We start from the raw sequence: 22,475 nt of genomic DNA, 5'->3' as shown, positions 1-22,475 counted from the left end.
GTGCGCACCGCCCGGCGGTTCGGGCCGATGGGTGCCATGGGGTGTCTGGCTGGCTTGTGGTGGCCGGGAGGCGTACGGCCGGCAGCGGGGGGTGCCGCACGCCTCCCGGCGGCTGGGGGCACACGCCGTCACGGCGTGCGACGGTCAGGCGAAGACGTCCTGCTGGTAGCGCTCGTCCGCCTCCAGCTGGGCGAGCCACTGCTGGGCGGCCTCGTCGTCGCTACCGGTCTTCTGGCGGTGGATCGCGGCGAGTGCCTCGCGGACGGCGGGTGCCATACGGCGGCCGTCACCGCAGACGTAGATGTACGCGCCGTCCTCGACGGCCTGCCACACCGTGTCGGCGGCATTGGCTATGGCGTTCTGCACGAACCGGGCCGGGTGGCCGGTCACCGCGGAGAAGGCGGTGTGCACCTGCGCGATCCCGGCCTGCTCCCAGCCCTGCATCTCCTGCTGGTAGAAGTAGTCGTGCTCCGGGTGGCGGCAGCCGACGAAGACCTGCGACAGGCCGACCTCGGTGCCGTTCTCGTGCTGCCGGGCCCGCTCCTCCAGGAAGCCGCGCAGCGGCGCGATCCCGGTGCCGGGACCGATGAGGATCAGGGGCGTGGCGGGGTCGGCGGGCGGGGCGAACGTCGGGGAGGGCACGCGTACGTAGCCGTACACGACGTCACCGGGCTCAAGACCGGCGATGTAGGAGGAGCAGGTGCCGCGGTACTGGCCTTCGCCGGACAGGGCCGGGCCCTCCAGCAGGCCGACGGTCAGGCGCACATGGCGCGGGTTGGCCGCCGGGGCGGAGGAGATGGAGTAGAAGCGGGGTCGGATCGGCCCCATCATCTCCAGGAACACCGCGAGCGGCAGCTCGACCGCGGGGAAGCGCTCCAGCAGGCCCAGCATCGAGACCCGCTTGCCGAGGATCTCCTTCTGGTAGTGCTCCTCGGCCTCCTCGGTGTCGGCCGCGTACGCCTGGAGCTGCGGCCGTGTCCACGGGCACTGGGTGTACTCGGCCAGCGTCTTGATCTGGGAGCGGGTGGCCACGTCCTGCAGCTCCAGGAACTCGGTGAGCAGGATGCCGGCGGTGACCGGGGTGCCGACCGGCAGGTGCGTCCGACCGCCGCCGGGCTGCTCCAGCCGGAGCACCTGGCCATGGCCGACGCCGAGCCGCCTCAGCGCGCGGTTCACCAGGGCGGGCTCGTTCTTGGCGAAGACGGCCAGGTGGTTGCCGGTGTCGTAGGTGACACCCTCGGGCAGCTCGACGGTGATGGACTTCGCGGACGGGCGCGGTGGCTCGATCTGGAAGTCCCACAGGCCGGTCGCGTCGGCCACGAGTTCCTCGTTGGTGACCACGGTGAGCGGGTACGCCTGCTCGGAGACGATGGCGGGGCGCACGTCGGACTCGGTGAGCAGCTGGACCTGGTAACGCGGGCCGCTCGCCTGGGAGGTGTCGGCGGCGTACTCCTCGGCCAGGGTGGCCCACAGGTTGTCCATCCACCGCGTGGCCATGCCGTCGAAGTCACCGGCGGCGTCCGCGATGCCGCGCTCGACGACCGAAGTGGCGCCGGCGGCCAGCAGGCCTTCCTCGATCCGCTTGGGGAATGCCTGGTAGGTGGCCACCCACTGGGTGTTGCCCGCACCCAGCAGCGCGAACCGCACGTTCGACAGCGAGCCCTCGGGCAGGCCGGCGGCGAGCAGGTCGTCGAAGCGCTGGGCGTTGTCGGGCGCCTTGCCGTTGTAGCTGGCGGCGGCGACGACGAGCAGCCCCTCGGTGGGCAGGCTGTCGCCCAGCTCGTCCAGGCTGATGAGAGTGGTGCCGAACCCGGAGCGCTCGCCGCGGTCGGCGATGGTGCGCGCCAGGTCCTCGCAGGAGCCGAGGCTGGAGCCGTAGGCGACGGTCAGGTTCACACCGACGCCGCTGACCGCTGTCTGCGCCTGCGTGTCGTCGGTCTGCAGGTCGGCGGCGCCGAAGACGGTCCGCTGGTGGTCCTGCCGCTTGCGGACGACCAGCTGGAAGTCGCCGGGCTTGCGCGTCAGCGCCTCGCGGACGTCCATCTGGTAGTCGGTGGTGTCGGAGAACCTGAACTTCTGCAGTACCAGCGCAAGCGCCAGGCGGGCCTCGGTGAGCGCGAACTGGCGGCCGATGCAGGCACGCACACCGTTGCCGAACGGTTTGTAGGCGTGCGGGTGCTGTTCCACGCGGTTCTGCGGCAGCCACCGGTCGATGTCGAACTCCTCCGGCCGGTCCCACGCCTTGGGGTGGGAGTGCAGCGCGCCCATGAGGATGTTGGCCCTGGTTCCCTTCTTCAGCTCGTACCGGTCGCCGATGACGGTGTCGTCGATGGGCGCCTTGGCGATCAGGGGGATGGGCGCCCACAGGCGCAGGGTCTCCTCCAGGATCCGCGGGATGACGTCGAGCTGCATGATCGTGTCGTAGTCCGGGACCGTGTCACCGGGCAGCAGGCGGTCGACCTCGGCGTACGCCTGCGCCAGGACGTGCGGGTTGCGCATCAGCGAGTACGTGGCGAACGACAGCAGGCCACTGGTGGTCTCGTGACCGGCGATCAGGAAGGTCACCACCTGGTCGCGGACGTTGTCGTCCGCCAGCAGCTTGCCGGTCTCCGGGTCGGTTGCCTCCAGCATCAGGCCGAGCAGGTCCTCCTCGCCGGTGCCCTTCCCCTCGCGCCGCTCCCTGATCACGTTCTCGACCAGGTCGCGCATCAGCTGGATGTTCGCGCGGTACTTCCTGTCGTCCGCCTTGCGGAGCTTGGTCATCATCGGCAGCTCCTGGGAGCGCCGCAGAGACTCGATCAGCGCCTCCAGCAGTGAGTTGAGGAAGGGGTGCAGCTCCTCCTTGTCGAAGGACTGGAAGCGGTAGCCGAACCCGGACAGGGCGATGGTGTCCAGGGTGAGCCGGGTGTAGTCGTCGGTGACGGCGACCGGCTGGCCCTCCCGGCTCTCCCACTTGCCGACCAGGTTCTGGGCGATCTCCAGCATCTGACCGAAGTAGGTCTTCATGGCCCGCTGGCTGAAGGCCGGCAGCAGGATCCGGTGGGCCATGGCCCATTCCTCTTCGTGCTGGTGGGCCGTGAACAGGCCCGCCCCCGTGTAGTCCCGGACATGGCTCAGCGGCGTCTTCTCGATCTGCTTGAAGAACCGCGTCTCGTCGCAGACCTCGGCCACCAGGTCCGGGTCGTAGACGAAGACCTGCTCGATGCCGGCGATATCCATGCCGTAGATGCCCTCGGGGAACTGCTTGGACAGCTCGTTGAAGTACTCCACCGGGTTGGTGTCGGGGATCTGCGGCGTGTGGCCGAGCAGGGGGATCCCGCGCGGGGACCGGATGGGGCGAAGGTCGGTAGCGGGGTGCGTAGTCATGACTTGCTCCTCTGCACGGAGGGGGTGGAGGGGGTGGGCAAGGGCGCTGCGCAGGTCGATGCTGTGGCGCCGTACGGAAACATACGCCGTATGGAACTAGTACCGTACGGCGTATGGAAAACGGACGCAACCCCATGACGTGCAGGTCGGTGCTGTGATTCAGCTCATTTCCGTACGGCGTACGAAACTGATACCGTACGGGGTATGGAAAAGAAGGTGAGGCGTCCCCCGAGGGGAACGAGGAAGAGAGACGTGCCTCTGACCGAGGCCGGGATCTATGTCGCCGCCCTGCGGCTCATCGACGCGGACGGCGTCGAGGCGCTCACCATGCGCAAACTCGCCACAGAGCTCGACGCGAACCCGATGTCGCTGTACCACCACGTGCCGAACAAGGAAGCCGTGCTGCGCGGCGTGACGAGAATGGTCGGAGCCCAGTTCCGCACCGTGACACTCGAAAACGCCCCCTGGCAGGAGCGCATCCGCCTGCTCGCCACGGACTTCCGGACCCTGGCGCACCGTCATCCCGAGCTGATGGCCTACTCGTTCAGCCACCAGCCGGACTTCATCCAGCCCGACGACCCGTTCTGGACCGCGCTCACCGCCATCGTGGCCGCTGCCGGGGTGTCGCAGCCGGAGGTTCCGAAGACCGCCGCTCTCATGGTCGCCGTCGTCATCGGCGTCCTCGGCGCCGAACTCAACGGCTCGCTGCAGCAGTGGGCGAGCCTCAAGCCCCCCGGTGCCGCTGCCGACGCGGACGAGGTCACGGACGCACACCAGTCAGGTCCTGATCAGGACCACATGTTCCGGCTGGTGATCGACACACTCATCACGGGCCTGGAGGGCCGGCTCACCGCCGGCCGGGACGGCCAGGGCGTCGGCCGACGTTGAGTCCGGCCCTGAAGCGCTACGGCGTTGGCTCGTCCGTGGCCGGCGAGCCCAGGTCGCTGCGCGCGGGAGGTGCCGATCCGCGGAGAAGGCCGCTTCGGTGCGGGAGAGCCGGCGGGATGGGCTGGTCGGACCTGGTGGCCGGCAGGCTCGCTCGCTTCGGGCGGTGTGCGGAGAGCGGCACCGCCTCGAGCCGGTGCGCGAGCCGTACCGACCGCGACAGGAGTTCGCGCGCGGAGCACGCATGGGCCCGTTGCCGTCGTCGCGCCGACTCTGACCGCCTCCTTCGCCGGTCCGCCGCTGACCGCGCTGGTCGGGGCTCCGGCGTAGGCGGCCCTGGTGATCATCTCGGTCTTCCACGGCGGGTTGACCACGGCCAACCACGTGGCGCAGCTCATCGCGCTGGCCGTGCGGTCGGCTCTGGTGGTCTTCATCACCTATGCGCGGGAGCGGCGGTGCGCTGCGGCTGAGCGGGTGCCCCTTCTCATCGCCATCGTGATCGCCGTGCGTCCAGCCTTCACCGCGCCGAGAGCGCTCTGGCTGTAGTGACCAAATCCCTGGCGGCCGCCGCTCGGCCGATGGGCCGACCGCACCGACGTCGTGCATGCCCGCGGCCGCCTGGCGGGCGCCTCCGCCGAGCCGCGCCAAGCCGCAGAGGTGGCCTGCGCCGCCGGATGCCAACCCTTCTGGCCGCGTCACTCGTCGCAGGCCGACCGTCAGCGCAAGGGTGAGTCCACGGTCGGCGTCAGCAGGGTCTCGTCGAGGCCGACGATCTGGCTGATGCCGAAGCCCGCCATGTCCGCGCGGAATTCCCTACTCGACAGGTACGTCTCCAGCCGCTCCCGCACGTCGTCGGCGTCCCTGTAGGAAACGAGGGCGTACAGCTTGGGGGCCTCGCTTTCGGGCGCCACGGGCACCGTCCAGACGCCGTGTGTGGTGATCCGGTGCTTGGCCATACCGGGAATGTGTCTGGCCCAGATCTTCTCGTAGGCGGAGAGGGCATCGAGGCTGCGCAGGGTGTAGACACGGAGTTGGTACTGGGACATGGGAGGTTCCCTTTCGTCGGAGCTTGGATGGTCGGCGGTCAGCCTGGCGAGAGGAGGTGCGCCAGTTCGACGTCCCAATCGATGTGTCCGGACTCGGTACCTCGTGGCACCAGGGCCTCCGTGTTCTTGAGGAAGGACGTGAGGTCCGGCACGGGGATCTCGAGCAGGGCGGTGCCCGCGGAGGACCCGAGGGCCATGTACATCGACTGGTCACCCCGCCCCGCGGCCGACCAGATCCGGACGTCCGCGTAGCCTGCGGAACCCTCCAGGCCGTCAGCCAGAAGATCCCGCCCGAGAACCCATTCGACCGGCTCGACACAGTCGACGAAGAAGACGGCGTGGACGACGTAGGGATCAGTGGGCTCATACCGCAGGCGTACGCTCAGGGGCACCGAGCGGTCGCGCGAGACGACCAGTTGCACAGCCATTTGCCGCTCTACGGTCTTCAAGGACTTCTTCATCGATTTCCGCTCCTGGGCATGGCTCGGCGGTGCTTCACACCCGCCACACCCGCCCTGCGGCAAAGGGGCGGCGGGGCGGGGGCGGTACAACGGGCCGTGGGCGCCGGACGGTACCGGCGCATCGCACGACGAGTGGCCCTCGGCCGGCGGTCGGGGACGCCGGACCTCGATCGCCGCGTTCGTCCCTGCCGCTGGCGGGAATCGACCGGGGGGAACGGCACCGGCCCCGCGGCTTGGATCGTTACCCGTCTCACCGGTTGTCGCGGCTCAGGTCGTGGTGATCCCTGCCCCGGCCGTCCTGCTCGAGGCGGTTCCCGTCGTGGCGGTACGACCTGTCGGACTTCCAGCCGTGTCCCTCGCCGTCCCAGCGGTAGAAGTGCCCATGACGGTAGAAGAGACCGTCGCAGTCGTGCCGGGGCGAGTCGGTGTTGTGGTCCTGGTACCAGCCGTGAACCTCGTCGCAGGAGTAGCCCTGCTCCAGCAGGTAGCCGACACCGCGGTCCCAGCTGTCATCAGCGGCCACGCCTCCTGCGGTCGGGCGCTGGGTGTGCGTGGAGGCGAGGGGTGCGGCCGAAGCGGTGCCACCGGCACCGAGAACGGCGACACCGGCCACCGCGACGGAGGACACAGTGAGGGCCATGCGCTTCGTGAGCTTCTTCATGATCTTTCCTTCCCGCTGGCGTGAGACGCCACGACGGCTGTGTCGTCAGGCGACGTGCGGCGCCTGAGATGATCCGAACGAGCAGTTCCATACGTTGTATGGAAGCATCTGCCTCATTGGTACCATACGTTGTATGGAAATGTCGATGTGGTGAAGGCAACCCAGGGTGACCAGCGGGTTGGCCGAACGGCACCACGTGCGACAGGAGCAGGGCGCGGTGACCGCCGACGGCACCACTGCCGTGCCGAGCCCGCTCGGGCGATTGCGGGTGCGGGCGACCCTCACGTGCACGACCGCAGCAACCAGGGGCTGCCGATGCGTGCATTGCCCTGCACCGGGCGACGGTCGCGACCGGCTTCTTCGTCAGCAGCTGACAGAAGGCCTTCTGTGCTCCGTCCGCTGCTCGCACTGCATCTGCCCTGAGGCAGCTCGATTGCCGCAGTGGCGGGTTTGCGATCGTCGGAAGGCGGGACGACCATTCTTTTAGGGCCGTATCGACCGGGGCACACCCGGATGCCGACGTCGTCGCCGTAACGCCCTCTGCCAGCTGTGCCGCGCACGGCCGAGCAAGCGCCACCGGAAGTCTGCGGCGCAGCGAGCAGGACCGAACGGCCTGCCCGGGGCGACGGGTGGGACATCCAGCCCGGTCGCCTGACGGAGGCTTGAGAAACCACCCCCCAGCTTCATGACCGAGGCTTCATGACCGGGTCGATGGTCGCCGTGGGGCGGGAGGCAGAACGGAAGGAGTCTGCCCATGCGGATCGTCGTGGACCTGAATCGCTGCCAGGGATACGCGCAGTGCGTGTATCTGGCGCACGAGGTCTTCAGGCTGACCGGTCAGGAGGCGCTGACCTATGAGCCGAACCCCGACGACGAGCGGCGCCTGCAGGTCGAACGGGCGGCTGCGGCGTGCCCGGTGCAGGCGATCGTGATCGACCGCGTGGACGGCGCAGAGGGTGGCGAGACGTCATGACGCTGCGGGCAACGGTCGCGGAACTGGTGCGCGAGTTCCGGGCCAGCGGCCGGATCGTCATCGTGGGTGCTTCCCTGGCCGGGCTGCGGGCCGCGGAGACCCTGCGCGAGGAGGGCTTCACCGGTTCTCTGACCATCATCGGGGACGAGCCGTACGAGCCCTACGACCGTCCCCCGCTGTCCAAGCAGGTGCTCAAAGGCTGGGTGCCGGCCGACCACACCAAGCTGCCCCGCATGCGGGAAGTGGATGCCGACTGGCGGCTCGGGGTGGCCGCCGTCGGGCTGGACCGGGTCACCAAGCAGGTGCGCCTGGCCGACGGCGAGCAGGTGCCGTACGACCGGTTGTTGATCGCCACGGGCACCCGCGCGCGACAGTGGCCGGACCCGGACGAGGCCGCGCTGGAGGGCGTCTGCACGATTCGCTCCCGTGATGATGCCGCCCGGCTGCAGAAGGCGCTGGCCGAGTCGCCGTCGCGGGTCCTGGTCATCGGCGCCGGGTTCATCGGGTCGGAAGTGGCCTCCGTCTGCCGCGAGCTGGGCATCCCGGTGACCGTCGTCGAGCGGGGTGCGGCGCCGCTGGTCGGTGCGCTCGGCGGGGTGATCGGGGAGATCGCCGCGCAGATGCAGCGCGATCACGGCGTGGACCTGCGCTGCGGGCTGGGCGTGTCGTCGCTGGAGGGCGACGCCGCAGGGCATGTGCGGCGTGCGCGGCTGTCGGACGGCGCCGCCGTCGACGCCGACGTGGTGGTGGCCTCGCTCGGGTCGATCCGCAACGTGGAATGGCTGGAGGGTTCGGGGCTGGCGGCCGGTTTCTGGGGCGTCGGGTGCGACGCGGGTGGCCGTGCCTTCGACATCAACGGCGTGGTCACCGACAGCGTCTACGTGGCCGGGGACGTGGCACGCGCGCCGCATGTGCTGTACGAGTACCAGTTCCTGGCGATGGAGCACTGGGACAACGCGGTGCTGGGCGCCGAGGTCGCGGCCCACAACATGGTCAACCTGGAGCCCCACTACCACCCGCATCTGCTGCTGCCCGGCTTCTGGTCCGGCCAGTTCGGCGTCAACATCAAGTCCGTCGGTGTGCCGCCTTTCGGTGACGAGATCGTCATCACGCAGGGATCCGTCGCCGACCGCCGCTTCGCCGCGGCCTACGGTCACCGGGGCCGCATCGTCGCGGCCGTGACCTTCGATCACGGCAAGTGGCTGGAGTACTACGGGAAGCTGATCGAGCGGTCCGGCCCGTTCCCGCCTCCGCCGCCCGGCTGGGACCAGCCGCCCGACAGCAAGCCGATGCCGGCGGAGTTCCCGGACCCGAGGGTCCCGACGGCGATACCCGACGTCGTCCTGACCGGCCATGCCCCGAGCGAGCGCACGGCCGAGTTCCGGCCGCGGCACCACTGACCCGGGCCGCCGGGTCACGTGCGCCGGCGGACAGCACCGACAGGAAGAAGGAGGGGAGCCTCGTGGTCGAGGAAACCCCCTGGCAGCAGGCCCTCCGTTATGCCAACCGCGCCAATCCGTACCCCTTCTACGAGGAACTGCGCAAGGAACCGGTCGCGCGGCAGCCGGACGGCACCTATGTGGTCAGCACCTACCGGGAGATCGTCGAGCTGCTGCACGACCCCCGGGTCAGTTCGGACCCGCGCAAGCGTCCTGGCCCGGCCGCGGCCTTGGAGGAGGGCTCGGCGGATCCGGCGGCCGAACCGATCAGGGCAGTGCTGACCGAGCCGAACATCATCACCTGTGATCCCCCCGAGCACGACCGGGACCGCCGGCTGATGATGCCGCACTTCGTCGGCCCGCCCCACACGCCTCACCTGATCACCGACCTGCAGCCCGACATCCGCCGCATCGTCGACGGACTGCTGGACGACATGAGGGGCAAGAACCGGATCGACGCCGTCGACGACTTCGCCTACCCCCTGCCGGTAACCGTGATCTGCAAGGTGCTGGGCGTGCCACTGGAGGACGAGCCACGCTTCCACCACTGGGTCGAGACGGCCCTGGACGCCCTGGACTTCGGCCCCGAGGCCGGCTCCGAGGAGATCCAGAGCCGACAGGCCGGGGGACGGCGGGCCGTGCAGGAATTCGGGCAGTTCGCAGCCGATCTGCTCGACCGGTACGCCCGGGAGCCCGGCCCCGGCATGCTCTCAGCCATGGTGCACGACGACAGCCCGGAAGGACCGATGTCCAAGGGCGTCCTCGCGAGCAACGCCCTGCTCCTGATCTTCGCGGGACACGAAACCACGGTCAATCTCATCGCCCACAGCGTGCTCACCCTGCTGCGGCACCCCGGCGCGCTGGAAAAGCTGCGCCGCCGGCCCGAGCTGATCGTGCCCGCGGTGGAGGAACTGCTGCGCTTCGAGTCGTCGGTCCAGTTCTGGCACACCCGCTCCGCCGTGGAGGACATCGACATCGCCGGCACCACCATCCCGAAGGGGGCGCCGATCTTCCTGGCGTACGGCTCGGCGAACCGCGACCCGGACCGGTTCGCCGATCCCGACGAACTCGATCTCGAGCGTCGCGACAACCAGCACCTCGGGTTCAGTCAGGGCATCCACTTCTGCTTCGGCGCTCCGCTCGCGCGGCTCGAGGTCCAGACGGCGGTGGGCGAGTTCGTCCGCCGGGTGCAGAACCCCCGGCTCGTCGAGGACCCGCCGCCGTACCGGCACAACCAGATCTTCCGCGGCCCGCGACACGTCCTCGTCGACATCGACGGCATCCGCGACTGACCAGGGTGTGCCTGAGGGATCGCAATGCGAGCCTTTCAACTCGTCGAGTGGCGGCAGCCGCCCGAGCTGCGCGAGGTGCCGGTACCCGAGCCCGGACCGGGGCAGATCCTGCTCAAGGTCGCAGGTGCCGGCGCCTGTCACTCCGATCTGCACATCATGCAGGCACCCGCACCGCTGCCCGGCTTCACGACCCCGCCCTTCACGCTCGGCCATGAGAACGCGGGATGGGTGGAACGGCTGGGACCGGGCGTCACCGGGGTCCAGCCTGGAGACCCGGTGATCGTCTACGGTTCCTGGGGCTGCGGCAACTGCGCCAACTGCCGTAAGGGTCAGGAGAACTACTGCCAGAACCTGCGTGGTCAGGGACCGGGCCTGGGCGGTGGTCACGACGGCGGCATGGCGGAGTACCTGCTGGTCCCGGCGGCGCGCTACCTGATTCCGCTCGGCGACCTCGATCCCCGCCAGGCCGCCCCGCTCAGCGACGCCGGACTGACCAGCTACCACGCCGTCAAACGGTCGCTGCACCTGCTGGGACCGGGCTCGACCGCCGTCGTGATCGGGGTGGGCGGCCTGGGCCAGATGACCATCCAGATCCTGCGCGCGCTCAGCGCGGCGACCACCGTCGTCGCCGTGGACACCGACGCCAAAAAGCTCGAAACGGCCAGGCGCATCGGGGCCGACGAGGCGCTTCTGTCGGGCGACGAGGCGATCGCACGCATCAAGGACATGACGGCGCAGCAGGGAGCTCAGCTCGTACTGGACATGGTCGGCGTGGACCCGACGCTGCGTCTGGCTGCACAGGTGGCCAGGATGCTCGGCCACCTGACCATCGTCGGCCTCGGCGGCGGAGCCCTGCCCGTCAACTTCTCCACCCCACCGCACGAGTGCTCGGTCGCCTCGCCCTACTGGGGTTCCCTCACCGAACTGATGGAAGTGATCACCCTCGCCCAGCAGGAAAAGATCAACATGCTGGTCGAGCACTTCCCCCTGCAACGCGCCAACGAGGCATACCAGCTGCTGCACGACGGCAGGATCCAAGGACGCGCCGTCATCACCCCTCACGCGTGAATGCCGTCGTCAACCCGAACGGACACCACGACGGTGCCTGGCCGCCGGCATCGGGCGGTCCGGCGGAAACGCACCCCGGCTCCGCAGGAGGGAGGAGCTTGCCCGGAACACCTCATCTGCCACGGCCCCCTACCCTTCCCGCCGAGCGACATGAGGCCGATCGGGTGACGATGGACATGTAGTGACGTGACCACGCTGCTCGCTGCTCACAGAAGGAGGTAGGTGCCATGACATCTCCTTCCGATTCCCCCGGTTCCGTTCCGCCACGTGGCACCGAGCCGCAAGAGGGTCCTGCGGCCGAAGGCATCGCCGCCCTGGCGAACGCCGGCTGGCAGATCCTGCTCACCATGGGCCTCGCCACCATTGCCCTGGGCGTCATCGCCCTGGTCTGGCCGGGCGAGACGCTGCGCGTCGTCGGCGTGCTCTTCGGTGTCTACCTGCTGGCCACCGGTGTCTTCCAACTCGCCGCCGCCTTCGGCACCCACGTCCCCCGGCACCTTCGCGCACTGCACTTCATCTCCGGCGCGGCCTCCGTCCTGTTGGGACTGGTCTGCTTCCGGGGCCCCCTGGAGTCGGTCTTTCTGCTCGCCCTGTGGATCGGCTTCAGCTGGCTGCTTCGGGGCACCTTGGAGACGGTCGCGGCGGCCTCCGATCAGACGACGCCGGCGCGCGGCTGGCACGTGGCCTTCGGCATCATCGGCACCATGGCCGGCATCGTGATGATCGTCATGCCGTTCGCCTCCATCGCGACACTCACTCTGGTAGTGGGCGTCATGGCCATCGTCGTCGGCCTGACCGAAGTGGTCCGTGCCATCAGGACACGCGTCGAGATCGGCCATCTGGCTGCCGGCACGGCCCCCCAGCGGCGCCCCCTGTTCCACCCGGGTCCGCACCCCCAGCACTGACCGGCGGAGCCGGACCGTGAGCGCGCGTCCGCGGCCTCGTCCTGGTCCGTGCGCCAGTCCGGCCCCGGGCACGCAGGTAGGGGAGACGGCGCCGGCACGGCGGTGCTGAAGGCGTTCCGGGCACCGCCTTCTCCCAGGCGCGGATCCCCGGGCCGAGCTGCAAGCTGACTCCGTAGGCCGTAACTGTCGAAGGAAGTGTCATGGTGGAGGTGGCCGCAGGCGCAATGGCCGGACCGTCGGCCCGGTGCGGGACGGAGCCGTCAACTGCGGGCGTGAGCGCGGCAGACCCGCTGTCGCCAGTGAGATGCGCTCGGCTGATGCGTACGGCTTTCGGGCACGTACCGTGAGCGAGAACGCGCCACGCCCGACGACCGGCGCGCGGCGGCCCTGTCTGATCGTGAATCCACGTTCGGGGGGAGGGAAAGCCGGCCGGTTCGGGATCGCGGAACGCGCCCGCACGCTCGGAGCCCAGGTGTTCCTGATCGATCATTCCCTGACCCAGGACCTGGCGACGGTCGCCCGACGCGCGGTGGACGAGGGTGCGGATCTGCTCGGCGTGGCAGGCGGAGACGGTACACAGGCGCTCGTCGCCGAGGTGGCCGCCGACAGCGGCCTGCCCTTCGTGGTCGTTCCGGCGGGTACCCGCAACCACTTCGCGATGGATCTCGGTCTGGACCGTGAGGACCCTTCGGCCGCGTTGGAGGCCCTGACGGACGGCGTCGAGCTGCGCGTGGATCTGGGATACGCGGGCGAGCGGGCGTTCGTCAACAACGTCTCGTTCGGTGCTTATGCCGCCCTTGTGCAGGACCCGGCTTACCGGGACGACAAGCTTGGCACGGCAGTGCGCATCCTCCCGGAATTCCTGGCCCGCCACGAGGGACCGGAGCTGGTGGTCCGCACCGGCGCGGTCACCGTTGACGGGCCGGATGCCGTGCTGGTGAGCAACAACCCCTACCAAGTGGACGACCCGGCCGGGCCAGGCAGGCGGGCGCAGCTCGACTCGGGTCTCCTGGGAGTACTGGCCGTCAGGGCGGAGACACCCGCCGAGACGGCCATGAGGCTGCGCAGCGGGCAACCGCACGGCTTCACCCGTCTCGCCACGCCCGACGACGTCGTCGTCCATGCCGACGTCCCGGCCCTCCCCGCCGGGCTGGACGGCGAAGCTGTCAGCCTGCCGACTCCCGTGCGGTGCCGCATCAGTCCTCGGGCGCTCCGGGTGTGGGTCCCCCGACGTGGTCGCGGCACCGGGCCCGCCCGACGACCGCCGGGCTGGGCCGCCATCGGGCGGGTGGTGTGAGCCTCGGGCGAGCTTTTCCCGGCCGCCACACCACATGCCCCCGACCGGTCGGCGCCCATCTCGCCGACCGGCGTCGACGTGCCGACAGTCAAAGCCCCGTGAGCCGCAACCCGCGTATCTGATTATTCGATCATGTGTGAGGGGCTTGACGTGCGAGGCATTACATCTGACTATTTCATCAGAAATGGGCATTTTACTCACTGTGACTCATGCCGCATCGTGTGCCGCTCACCGGGACGACGCCGTTCACCACGGCTGCACACAGGGCCGCCGGGCCGAGTGCCTGCGCTCTCACTTCCGCACCGATGGGACAGACCCGCGATGACCAACACTGACCACACCCTCCTCACCGAACCGGTGAGCCCCCGCGAGATGCCCGACGCGGCGATAGCGATGCTCGATGCCGAGGGCACCGTGGTGGGGTGGACGCATGCCGCTCAGCAACTCGTCGGTTACCCGGCCGGGGAGGTGGTGGGCCGGTCCGCCGCACACGTGCTGCCGCCTCCCGAGGAGGCGCGGAGGGCCTCGGCGTTCGCCGAGCAGTGCCGTGCGCGGGGTGGCTGGTCCGGCACCGCGGCGATACGCCACCGCGACGGCCAGACGCTCAGGATGACGCTGCGGGTCTCGCTGCTGCGAGGGCAGGACGCCGGCACCCGGTGGCTGGTGTCCGTGACGGACATAGGTTCCCTGTCCTCGGGGGCAACCGGCAGCGGACCGGTGCGGGAGTCGCTCCTTGCCCGCGCGCCGATCGGCATCGTCGTCTATGACCCGCAGCTGCGCTGTGTGTGGGTGAACGACGCCATGGAGCGTCACGACGGCGTTCCTTGTCACCGACGCTTCGGGCGCGGTCTGAAGGGCTCGCTGCCCGCCGTCGAGGCCGAAGCGCTCGAGGTGGTGATGCAGCAGGTGCTGGAGAGCGGCACCACGACGGTGCACGAGTACCGTGCGTGGCCGTCTGCGGACCGGCCCCGTGAGCACGCGTTCTCGGCCTCGTTCTTCTGCCTCCAGGGCGCTGACGGCACGCCACTGGGCGTGTGCTCCATGACCGTGGACGTCACCGGGAACCGGCGGGCGCGGGAGCGCCTCGCCATCCTCAGCGAGGCCAGCACGCACATCGGGAGCACCCTCGACGTGATGAGGACCGGGCAGGAACTTGCAGAGCTCGCGGTGCCCCTGCTGGCCGACCACGCCCTCGTCGATCTGGTGGAGTCGGTTCCGTTCATCGTCGAACCGTCGGCACGGACCGCCACGACGAGTGGCCGCCCGCCACTGCTGCGCCGCGCCGGTCTGGCCTCCGTCGACCTGGGTCTCCTGGAGTTGCCGTGGGCGCGCGAAGAGGTGGTCCACCCCCACCCGGAGTCTCCGTTCTCCGCCGCCATGCGCACCGGCCGGTCGTACCTGCAGCCGGTGCTGGACACCCATGCCGGCCCCTGGGTCGACCACGACCCGGTGCGGGCGCAGAAGGTACGCGACAGCGGCGTCCACTCCTTGATGGTCGTCCCCATCCGTGCCCGGCGCTGCGTACTGGGACTGGCGCTGTTCGGCCGCTCCGTGGAACAGACGCCGTTCCAGGAGGACGACCTGCTCCTCGCCGAGGAACTGGTCACGCGGGCCGCGCTGTGCCTGGACAACGCGCTCCAGTACGCGCGCGAGCGCACCGCCGCCCTCACACTGCAACGCGACCTGCTCCCTCATCGGGTGCAGGGCAGTGCCGCCGTCGAGGTCGCCTCACGTTACGTACCGGCCGACATGGACCACGGGGTGGGGGGTGACTGGTTCGACGTGATCGAGCTGTCCGGCGCCCGGGTGGCCCTCGTCGTCGGCGATGTGGTGGGACACGGCATCAACGCCGCGGCGACCATGGGCAGGCTGCGCACCGCCGTGCGAACGCTCGCCGACCTCGACCTGCCCCCCGACGAACTACTGGCGCACCTCGACGACACGGTCCGGCGACTCAACGACGAGGACGCCGACGTCTCCGACCCGGTCCCCGCGGTGGTGGGTGCCACCTGTCTGTACGCCGTCTACGACCCGGTCACCCGACGGTGCACGATGGCGCGGGCCGGGCATCCCCCACCCCTGATCGTCGACGCGCAGGGCAAGGTCACCATTCCCGACCTGCCCGCAGGAGCCCCGCTCGGCCTCGGTCTCGGCCTCGTGCCCTTCGAGTCCGTGGAACTGGAACTACCTGAGGAAAGTGTCCTCGCCTTCTTCTCCGACGGCCTGGTGGAGTCCCGCGACGAGGACATCGACGTCGGCCTGCGGCGACTGGGTGCCGCCCTGGCACAGCCCGGTGCCTCTCTGGAGGACCTGTGCTCCCGGGCGATGGAGACCTTGCCGACCCAGGCACCGGCCGACGACGTCACCCTGCTCCTTGCGCGGACCCGCGCACTGCAACCCGCCCAGGTCGCCTCCTGGGACCTGCCGAACGAACTCGTCACCGTCCCGACAGCCCGGCACCTGGCCGCCCGTCAGCTCAGGGAGTGGGGTCTGGAGCCGCTCGTGACGCCCATGGAGTCGATCGTCAGCGAACTGGTCACCAACGCGATCCGCCACGGAGACGGCCCGAGCCGCCTACGGCTCATCCAGCACCGGGTGCTGACCTGTGAAGTCTCCGACACCAGCACCGGCCAGCCACGCCCACGCCATCCCCGCACGCTCGACGAGCACGGCCGCGGCCTCTACCTGGTGGCTCGGCTGTCGCGCAGGTGGGGTTCCCGCTCCGCAGCAGACGGCAAGGTCGTCTGGGCCGAACAGGACCTGCCCTCCACAGCCGGCGCCCTCTGACGCGTCAGTGGCCGACGGCCACCACAGGATCCCCCCTCCCGGAGCCGCGGGCTCTCGCAAAGGAAGCGACAGACATGGACGCATCGAATGGTGAAAACGCCGACTCGGCAGGCGCCTCCCAAGAAGCGACGGGCGTCTCCGGCGCCGGCCCCTACGCCTTCGACGGTCTGGCCGCCGCCGTGCTCGACGATCGAGGCGCGGTCGTGGGGTGGACCGGGACAGCACAGGACCTGACCGGGTTCCGCGCCGACGAGGTCCACGGCCGCCCCCTGCGGGAACTGGTGGCCGACCTTCCGCACGACCTGCGCAGGGCCACGCAAGTGCCGGCGACCGGCCGGGTACGACTGCGGCACCGGTGCGGCAACACGGTCGACGTCACCTTCCGGACCACGCGGGTGAGCGGCTCGACGGACGTCCTCGTGCTCGCGGCCCCCACCCTGCACGCCGCCGACCATCAACACGGCGCAGCGCTCCTGCGCGCACTGACCGCACAGAACCGGATCACGATCGCTCTGCACGACACGGACCTCACCACTGTGCAGACGAACGCCATGCCGGACACGCTCGACGGCCGTCCCGTACAGCCGGGCACCCGGCTGCACGACGTGCTGTGCGCCGAGGACGCCGAGAGCATCGAGGCGGTACTGCGCCAGGTCCTCGAGACGGGCGTCCCGGTGCTCGGCAGGAAGCAGCACGTGAGCTGGCGGGACCATGCGATGCGGCGGCACGCGCTGTCGCTGTCCGCCTTCCGTCTGGAGGACGCACGAGGACGCCCCGCGGGGGTCGCGACTTTGTACATAGACGACACGGACCAACTGCGTGCCCGCCGACAACTGGATCTCGCCCGCGAGGTTGCCGAGCGTGTGGGAGGCTCCCTGGACGTCATGCGAACCGCGCACGACCTCGCGGGCGTACTCGTACCCGCCTTCGGGGATCTGGCCGCAGTCGACCTTGCGCAGGCCGTCTTCGACGGTGACGAACCCCCCGAGCGGCTGGGCGGAGGAGATCTGCAACTGCGCGTGGCGGCTCTGGTGCCGGCCACTGCAGCGTGGCCGGCCGGCATCAGGAGCGGCAACCTCGTCCCACCCCTGTCCGACCACCCGCTCCTGCGCCGCTTCCAGCATGGCGAGACGGTCGTCTACGGGCCGGACGACTTCGTCGCGCTGATCGGCGGCCGGCAGCCGGTCGAGCAGTTCCTTCCGCCCGACGCCCATACGGTCATGGCGGCACCGCTGTACGCCCGCGGCCTCACCCTCGGCGCGATCGTGATCTGGCGCACCGGCCTGTCCGAACCGTTCACCCCGGACGAGGTGGACCTTATGCGGCAGATCGCCTCACGGGGTGCGCTCGCCATGGACAACGCCCGCCGCTACACCCGCGAGCACAGAGCGGCCATGGCCCTGCAGCAGAGCCTGCTTCCGCCCGCCACGACCGACACCCCGGCAGCCGAGACCGCCGGCGTCTACCTGCCAACAGGCCGTGGAGCGGGCACCAGAGGCGACTGGTACGACGCGATCAGCCTGCCCTCTCTCCGGCTGGCCCTCGTCGCCGGAGACGTGATCGGCCATGGCATCCCCGCAAGCGCCACCATGGGCCGCCTGCGCGCCGCCATCCAGACACTCGCCGACCTCGAACTGGAGCCGGACGAACTGCTCACCCGGATCGCCGACCTGGTCCAGCGCCTCGCAGCGGAAGCATCACCCGGCAGCCACGACGTCATGGGCGCCACCTGCCTCTACGCGGTCTACGACCCGGTCACCCGACGCTGCGCCATGGCCAGTGCCGGGCACCCACCGCCCGTGCTCGTCCGGCCCGACGGAACCGCCGAAGCCGTCGGCATCCTCCCGGGGCCACCCCTCGCCGTCTGCGGCATGCCGTACGAGACCACCACGATCGGCCTCGAGCCGGGCAGCGTCCTCGCGCTCTACACCGACGGCCTGGTCCACCGACGCGCCCACGACATCGACGACGGGCTCCGGCGGCTGACCGATGCGCTCGCCACGTCTTGCCGCCCCGACCGCGCTCTGGACGAGACCGGCAGGGCCCTCCTCGACGATCTGGTGGACGAGGCACCGCGGGACGACGCGACCCTCCTGCTGGCCCGCACCCGCGCCATACACGCACAGGACACCGCTCACTGGCAGATACCGGCCGATCCCGCCGCCGTCTCCGAGGCCCGGGCATGGGCGACCCGCCAACTGCTCGCATGGGGGTTGGACGACCTCTTCTTCCCCACCGAACTCATCGTCAGTGAACTGGTCACCAACGCGATCCGCTACGGCCGTCCGCCGGCGGAGCTGCGACTGATCCGCGACCACGTTCTGGTCTGTGAGGTCAGCGACTCCAACAGCGCCCAACCCCGCCTGCGCCGCGCTCGCACCACCGACGAGGGCGGACGCGGCCTGTTCCTCGTCGCCCAGCTCGCCGACCGCTGGGGCTGCCGCCATGGCCAGAACCACAAGACCATCTGGTCCGAACAGCCCATCGCGTGCGCTCACTGATCACGCCCACCTTCCGATCGGCGTGATCGAGGTGGCGGACGAAGGGCCGGGCCTCGCACCCGCCGAGGCCGAGCTCGTCTTCGAGCGCTTCCACCGCGCCGACCCCGAGCCCGGGGAACGTCACAGTGGTCGGTGCATTCCGGGGAGGGGTGTGGAGGGATTCTGGGGGGTGACAGCGCGGGATGCGAGCGGCCGACCGGTCAACAGGAGTGCGTCGACGGCGAGCGGATCCTCCTCCGGAGCCTGGGTCCGTCCGCCGCGGCGCCGTCCCACCAGGCTGCCCACCCACCCCAGCAGGAAGGCCCCGGGTACGGAGACCATGGCTGGGCTGCTCTGGCCGAACCATGCGAAGTCGGCGGTCGGGATCAGTGCCGTCGGGCTGCCCGACACGGCAGTGGAGAACAGGTACAGGCCGATCGGCAGCGTCGTTCCACCGTAGACCGCCCACAGCAGCCCCGTCCGGTTGAAGCGGCGCCAGCGGAAGGTGTACAGCAGGGCCGGTGTGACGCTCGACGCGGCTACGGTGGTGGCGAGTTGGGCCAGGAAGCCGACGGAGTGACCCTGGAGGAACACCGCGGTCGCGATGCCCAGGGCGCCGAAGAGCGCCACGGCGATACGGGCGGTGAACACCTCGTCCGACGGACCTGACCGCTTGTGCCGCGCGACGTAGGGGTAGGAGTCCCGGGCCAGGGCGCCGGCAGCGGCCAGTGTGGTGCCGCCGACGACCGACAGAATGGAAAGGAACAGGGCACAGGCCACAGCGGCGAACATCAGCTCGCCGAACCCGTTCCCCGTACCCCCTGTCAGGCTCCGTGCGAGGAGCATCAGCGCGCCGTCGGAGTGCGCTTGCCCGCTGAAGATCTCACGCGTGCCGATCCGTGCCGCGGCCGTGAATCCCAGCAGTACCGACGCGGCGCACAGCACGGCGACGATGCCGGCCGCGTATCGGATGGAACGTCGAGCGGTGGCTGGGTCCTTCATCGCGTAGACCCGGCTCAGGACGTGCGGCATGCAGGCGCTGCCCAGGACCAGCGCGAGCTGACCTCCGGCGAAGTCGAGGCGTGAACTGCTCCCGATGCCGATCGTGCCGCCGGGGGACAGGTACCGGCCCGGATGGGCACTGCCCTGGGCGGCGGCGCCGATCAGGGTGTCGACGTCGCCGTGGAACGCCCGGACGGCGTACGCGCACATCACGAAGATCGCCGTGCCGATCACCGTGACTGCCATTACCTGCACTGAGGTGAGCCCCTTGGCGCCGCTGAGCAGACCGCAGACGACGACCAGACAGCCGATCAGTACCGTGCAGATCTTCTGGACGCCGATCCCGGTGAAACCGAGCAGGGAGGCGGTGATATTGCCCGCGGCCGTCAGCTGCACGACCAGGAACGGTCCTGCCATGGCGAGTGTGGCAACCGCGGCGGCGATCCGGGGAGCCGTTCCGGGCACCCGTAGGGACAGGAGCTCGCCCAGCGTGCAGGCGCCGCTCAGCTGGATCGGCCGGGCGAGGAGAAGGAGCACCCCGAGAGAGAGGAACATGCTGGTGGCCGTGGTGATGCCGTCGAAGCCCGCGGTCGCCACCACACCGGTGACGGTGAGCAGCAGGGCTGTCGATGTGAAGCTTCCGGCCAGCGCCATCGCGCTCTTCCACGCCGGCAGTGTTCGGTCGCCGGTGTAGAACTCCCGTGCGGTGTGTTCGTCCGGGCTGGAGAAGACCGTCAGGAAGAGGGTCAGCATCATGAACAGCATGAAGCCGATCAAGACATGATTCGGGCTGCCGGAAACGGCCATGTGCAACGTCCCGCCGGTCATCTCGTGCCCCCCGTACCGCCGTTGGCCGCTCCCGCACCGGACTGCCCGTACGCCTGCTGCCAGGGGTCCAGCAGACGGGTGCAGCGCCGGTCGAAGCGCCGGGCTGTCACCAGCAGCAAGGCCACCTGGGCCAGGGAGAGCAGCAGCCCCACGGTCACGTGCGTGCCGGGCAGCCGAAGGGCCAACAGATCGCCGGCCGTCGCGCCCAGAACCAACGTGACGGTGAAGCCGATCGCGTTCGACGTCAGAAAGGCCCGGTCCAGTCGCAGGGCCTGCTGCCGTGCGTGTTGCAGAGCCGATGAACCTCTCTGTGTGTCGCGGTGAGCCGGGAACGCGGACGGGTCGGGTCTGTGACGCATCGGGTCTTCTCCTGGTAGGTGAGTGAATCGCAGTACCGAGGGCGGTCGGAGTGGGGGAGTGGCCCGAACCGCGGTGCGCGGGGAACCACTCGGAGACGACCTCGCGTTGACGCGGCGTTGGCGCCGACGACTGCGACGAGCGCGGTGGCGTGAAGGGCGGTGCCCACTGCAGCGATGGTCCGCGTGCCCCAGGGGCCGACCCGGCGCCCGGGGAGGGGAAGCGCGAGCGAGCATGGTCGGGGCACTGACGATCGCCAAGGCGTGTGACTGGCACCAGCCGAAGTCCAGGGCCACGGGCTCGACGAGGAAGGTGGTCGTCGTGAGGCACGCCGGAGTGCTTTCGCGGAGGCGGTGCCTTCGGTGTCTTCGGCGGGCCACGTGGGGTTCGGGCCGGACCGGGTGGCGGACATCGGCGTGTTTCCTCGGTTGAGCTGGGGCGACCGTCGTGGGACGCATCGGATGATGAACTGTACGGTTCAGTTCATATTGCGCGTCAAGACCTGCGCGTCATGGTTTTTCGCGGGTGCCGCCGTCCGGGGGCGCGCTTGAAGTGGCATCCAGTGGCGCCCGGGTGTGCCTCCTGCGGTGAACGACACATGTGTCACCGCGAGACTGGCGCGGCACACCGCCGCCGGCCGAGCGGCTCTGGTGGTCGCCGTCGGAGCCGGGGTGGTGTTCGTGGCCGGCCGCGCGCGCCGCTTGTGGCGAGGGCGTGAGAGTTCGCCTTCTCGGGGAAGCGCGCGCGTTCTGATGGCTCGGCCCCGATGTGCGCTACCGGGGCGGAGCCGTCTTCTGTGTCCGGTGCCGGGTGCCTCGGGGCGCGGACCGTTCCGCCGTCGGCCCCGTTTTCGCGTTGGAGCCACCTGCGGCCGTGCCGAGGGTTGGGGGTTGTCAAGAGAAGGAGCCGGGTCCTAGTGTCTCGATATGTGTGGCACGGGTCCTGATAATAGAGACAAGGTGAGCGTCGCTGGTCTGGGAGGCAGATTCCAGGTCGAGGACCTGGCGGCGCCACTTCTACAGGGGGGCCGTGTCGATCCGGCGTGGCCGGACGACCGTGCGGGGCGAAGCTCACCCTCCCGTTCCCGCAGACGATCCACCTCGACCAGGGCCCAGCAGGTCCTCGCCCAGACAGAACGACCGCACGTTCGGCTCACACTCCCGAAAGGCCCCTCCATGGCTACACCACCCCCGGCGTCGTCCGGCGCGGCGCCACTGGTGCTCGTCGTCGGCGCGGGACCGGTCGGGCTGACCGCGGCCGACCTCCTGGGCGCGCTCGGTGTGCGCGTGCTGGTCGTAGAGCGTCACGCGACCACGAGCGATGACGCGAAGGCGATCAGTCTGGACGACGAGTCGCTCCGCACACTGCAGTTGGCCGGCCTGGACGAAGCCGTCCACCCGATCATCGTGCCGGGGACGGGCACGAGGTACTACGGAGTCGGCGGACGACCGCTCGTCCATGCCCGCGGCACCGGAGAGCGGCGGTACGGGCACCCGTTCAAGAATCCGTTCGCCCAGCCGATCTCGAGCGCGTCCTGCGCTCCGCTCTCGACCGCTTCCCGCACGTCGACGTTCGCTTCGGGACCCGCCTCGTGGAACTGAGCCGGTATCCCGACCGCGTGCGGGCCA

General features: G+C 69.9%; 17 protein-coding genes. 11 read left to right on the top strand and 6 right to left on the bottom strand.

All coding sequences use genetic code 11. The features are described 5' to 3' along the window. Positions 1-144: 144 nt before the first annotated feature. On the bottom strand, positions 145-3,366 hold the full coding sequence (locus tag ACFY6U_RS01540) for a bifunctional cytochrome P450/NADPH--P450 reductase (protein ID WP_390034522.1): 3,222 nt from the start codon (positions 3,364-3,366) through the stop codon (positions 145-147). Between the two features lie 252 nt (positions 3,367-3,618). Between ACFY6U_RS01540 and ACFY6U_RS01535 the strand changes: the two genes are divergently transcribed. Continuing rightward, positions 3,619-4,254 (top strand): TetR/AcrR family transcriptional regulator, encoded by a 636-nt coding sequence (locus tag ACFY6U_RS01535; protein ID WP_390034521.1) that lies wholly within the window; start codon positions 3,619-3,621, stop codon positions 4,252-4,254. A 336-nt stretch (positions 4,255-4,590) separates the two neighbouring features. Further along, the gene (locus ACFY6U_RS01530) at positions 4,591-4,797 is read left to right on the top strand and encodes a hypothetical protein (RefSeq protein WP_390034520.1); all 207 of its coding nucleotides are present in this window, start codon (positions 4,591-4,593) and stop codon (positions 4,795-4,797) included. 170 nt (positions 4,798-4,967) lie between these two features. On the opposite strand, the gene ACFY6U_RS01525 is transcribed toward ACFY6U_RS01530, so the two are convergent. The 3 genes from ACFY6U_RS01525 to ACFY6U_RS01515 all read right to left on the bottom strand — a co-directional run bounded on the left by ACFY6U_RS01525 (position 4,968) and on the right by ACFY6U_RS01515 (position 6,419). After that, positions 4,968-5,297: an NIPSNAP family protein gene (locus tag ACFY6U_RS01525; RefSeq protein WP_390034519.1), complete on the bottom strand. Its 330-nt coding sequence runs from the start codon at positions 5,295-5,297 to the stop codon at positions 4,968-4,970. 38 nt (positions 5,298-5,335) lie between these two features. Further along, the gene (locus ACFY6U_RS01520) at positions 5,336-5,758 is read right to left on the bottom strand and encodes an SsgA family sporulation/cell division regulator (protein WP_390034518.1); all 423 of its coding nucleotides are present in this window, start codon (positions 5,756-5,758) and stop codon (positions 5,336-5,338) included. A 250-nt stretch (positions 5,759-6,008) separates the two neighbouring features. Then, positions 6,009-6,419, bottom strand: a complete 411-nt coding sequence (locus ACFY6U_RS01515; protein ID WP_390034517.1) for a hypothetical protein — start codon at positions 6,417-6,419, stop codon at positions 6,009-6,011. A 754-nt stretch (positions 6,420-7,173) separates the two neighbouring features. Here ACFY6U_RS01515 and ACFY6U_RS01510 point away from each other — a divergent pair. The 8 genes from ACFY6U_RS01510 to ACFY6U_RS01475 all read left to right on the top strand — a co-directional run bounded on the left by ACFY6U_RS01510 (position 7,174) and on the right by ACFY6U_RS01475 (position 18,681). Continuing rightward, on the top strand, positions 7,174-7,392 hold the full coding sequence (locus ACFY6U_RS01510) for a ferredoxin (protein WP_390034516.1): 219 nt from the start codon (positions 7,174-7,176) through the stop codon (positions 7,390-7,392). Further along, complete coding sequence (locus ACFY6U_RS01505) at positions 7,389-8,792, top strand: NAD(P)/FAD-dependent oxidoreductase (protein ID WP_390034515.1); 1,404 nt, start codon at positions 7,389-7,391, stop codon at positions 8,790-8,792. Before ACFY6U_RS01510 ends, ACFY6U_RS01505 begins: the two co-directional genes overlap by 4 nt. Positions 8,793-8,854: 62 nt before the next feature. Continuing rightward, positions 8,855-10,123 carry a cytochrome P450 gene (locus tag ACFY6U_RS01500; RefSeq protein WP_390034514.1) on the top strand — a complete coding sequence of 423 codons (1,269 nt, stop codon included), beginning with the start codon at positions 8,855-8,857 and terminating at the stop codon, positions 10,121-10,123. Between the two features lie 24 nt (positions 10,124-10,147). Continuing rightward, positions 10,148-11,191, top strand: a complete 1,044-nt coding sequence (locus ACFY6U_RS01495) for an NAD(P)-dependent alcohol dehydrogenase (protein ID WP_390034513.1) — start codon at positions 10,148-10,150, stop codon at positions 11,189-11,191. A gap of 227 nt (positions 11,192-11,418) precedes the next feature. Beyond that, complete coding sequence (locus tag ACFY6U_RS01490; RefSeq protein WP_390034512.1) at positions 11,419-12,096, top strand: HdeD family acid-resistance protein; 678 nt, start codon at positions 11,419-11,421, stop codon at positions 12,094-12,096. Between the two features lie 304 nt (positions 12,097-12,400). Then, positions 12,401-13,393, top strand: a complete 993-nt coding sequence (locus ACFY6U_RS01485) for a diacylglycerol/lipid kinase family protein (RefSeq protein ID WP_390035174.1) — start codon at positions 12,401-12,403, stop codon at positions 13,391-13,393. A gap of 321 nt (positions 13,394-13,714) precedes the next feature. Further along, complete coding sequence (locus tag ACFY6U_RS01480) at positions 13,715-16,180, top strand: SpoIIE family protein phosphatase (RefSeq protein WP_390034511.1); 2,466 nt, start codon at positions 13,715-13,717, stop codon at positions 16,178-16,180. A 74-nt stretch (positions 16,181-16,254) separates the two neighbouring features. Beyond that, on the top strand, positions 16,255-18,681 hold the full coding sequence (locus tag ACFY6U_RS01475; protein WP_390034510.1) for a SpoIIE family protein phosphatase: 2,427 nt from the start codon (positions 16,255-16,257) through the stop codon (positions 18,679-18,681). A gap of 120 nt (positions 18,682-18,801) precedes the next feature. Here the strand turns inward: ACFY6U_RS01475 and ACFY6U_RS01470 are convergent, their stop codons facing one another. Further along, positions 18,802-20,439, bottom strand: a complete 1,638-nt coding sequence (locus ACFY6U_RS01470; RefSeq protein ID WP_390034509.1) for a hypothetical protein — start codon at positions 20,437-20,439, stop codon at positions 18,802-18,804. Positions 20,440-20,486: 47 nt separating this feature from the next. Beyond that, on the bottom strand, positions 20,487-20,849 hold the full coding sequence (locus tag ACFY6U_RS01465) for a hypothetical protein (RefSeq protein WP_390034508.1): 363 nt from the start codon (positions 20,847-20,849) through the stop codon (positions 20,487-20,489). A 1,173-nt stretch (positions 20,850-22,022) separates the two neighbouring features. On the opposite strand from ACFY6U_RS01465, the gene ACFY6U_RS01460 reads away from it, so the two are divergent. Beyond that, the gene (locus ACFY6U_RS01460) at positions 22,023-22,448 is read left to right on the top strand and encodes an FAD-dependent monooxygenase (protein WP_390034507.1); all 426 of its coding nucleotides are present in this window, start codon (positions 22,023-22,025) and stop codon (positions 22,446-22,448) included. Positions 22,449-22,475: the final 27 nt, after the last annotated feature.

Origin of the sequence: Streptomyces sp. NPDC013157, assembly GCF_042899865.1 — a bacterium.
Lineage (GTDB): Bacteria > Actinomycetota > Actinomycetes > Streptomycetales > Streptomycetaceae > Streptomyces.
The sequence above is the reverse complement of the archived record's forward strand: the minus strand, read 5'-3'. Positions and strand labels throughout refer to the sequence as shown.

Coding starts and splice junctions, on each gene's coding strand:
- ACFY6U_RS01540 (WP_390034522.1), bottom strand. CDS start 3,366: ATGACTACGCACCCCGCTACCGACCTTCGCCCCATCCGGTCCCCGCGC.
- ACFY6U_RS01525 (WP_390034519.1), bottom strand. CDS start 5,297: ATGTCCCAGTACCAACTCCGTGTCTACACCCTGCGCAGCCTCGATGCC.
- ACFY6U_RS01520 (WP_390034518.1), bottom strand. CDS start 5,758: ATGAAGAAGTCCTTGAAGACCGTAGAGCGGCAAATGGCTGTGCAACTG.
- ACFY6U_RS01515 (WP_390034517.1), bottom strand. CDS start 6,419: ATGAAGAAGCTCACGAAGCGCATGGCCCTCACTGTGTCCTCCGTCGCG.
- ACFY6U_RS01510 (WP_390034516.1), top strand. CDS start 7,174: ATGCGGATCGTCGTGGACCTGAATCGCTGCCAGGGATACGCGCAGTGC.
- ACFY6U_RS01505 (WP_390034515.1), top strand. CDS start 7,389: ATGACGCTGCGGGCAACGGTCGCGGAACTGGTGCGCGAGTTCCGGGCC.
- ACFY6U_RS01495 (WP_390034513.1), top strand. CDS start 10,148: ATGCGAGCCTTTCAACTCGTCGAGTGGCGGCAGCCGCCCGAGCTGCGC.
- ACFY6U_RS01490 (WP_390034512.1), top strand. CDS start 11,419: ATGACATCTCCTTCCGATTCCCCCGGTTCCGTTCCGCCACGTGGCACC.
- ACFY6U_RS01485 (WP_390035174.1), top strand. CDS start 12,401: ATGCGCTCGGCTGATGCGTACGGCTTTCGGGCACGTACCGTGAGCGAG.
- ACFY6U_RS01480 (WP_390034511.1), top strand. CDS start 13,715: ATGACCAACACTGACCACACCCTCCTCACCGAACCGGTGAGCCCCCGC.
- ACFY6U_RS01475 (WP_390034510.1), top strand. CDS start 16,255: ATGGACGCATCGAATGGTGAAAACGCCGACTCGGCAGGCGCCTCCCAA.
- ACFY6U_RS01465 (WP_390034508.1), bottom strand. CDS start 20,849: ATGCGTCACAGACCCGACCCGTCCGCGTTCCCGGCTCACCGCGACACA.
- ACFY6U_RS01460 (WP_390034507.1), top strand. CDS start 22,023: ATGGCTACACCACCCCCGGCGTCGTCCGGCGCGGCGCCACTGGTGCTC.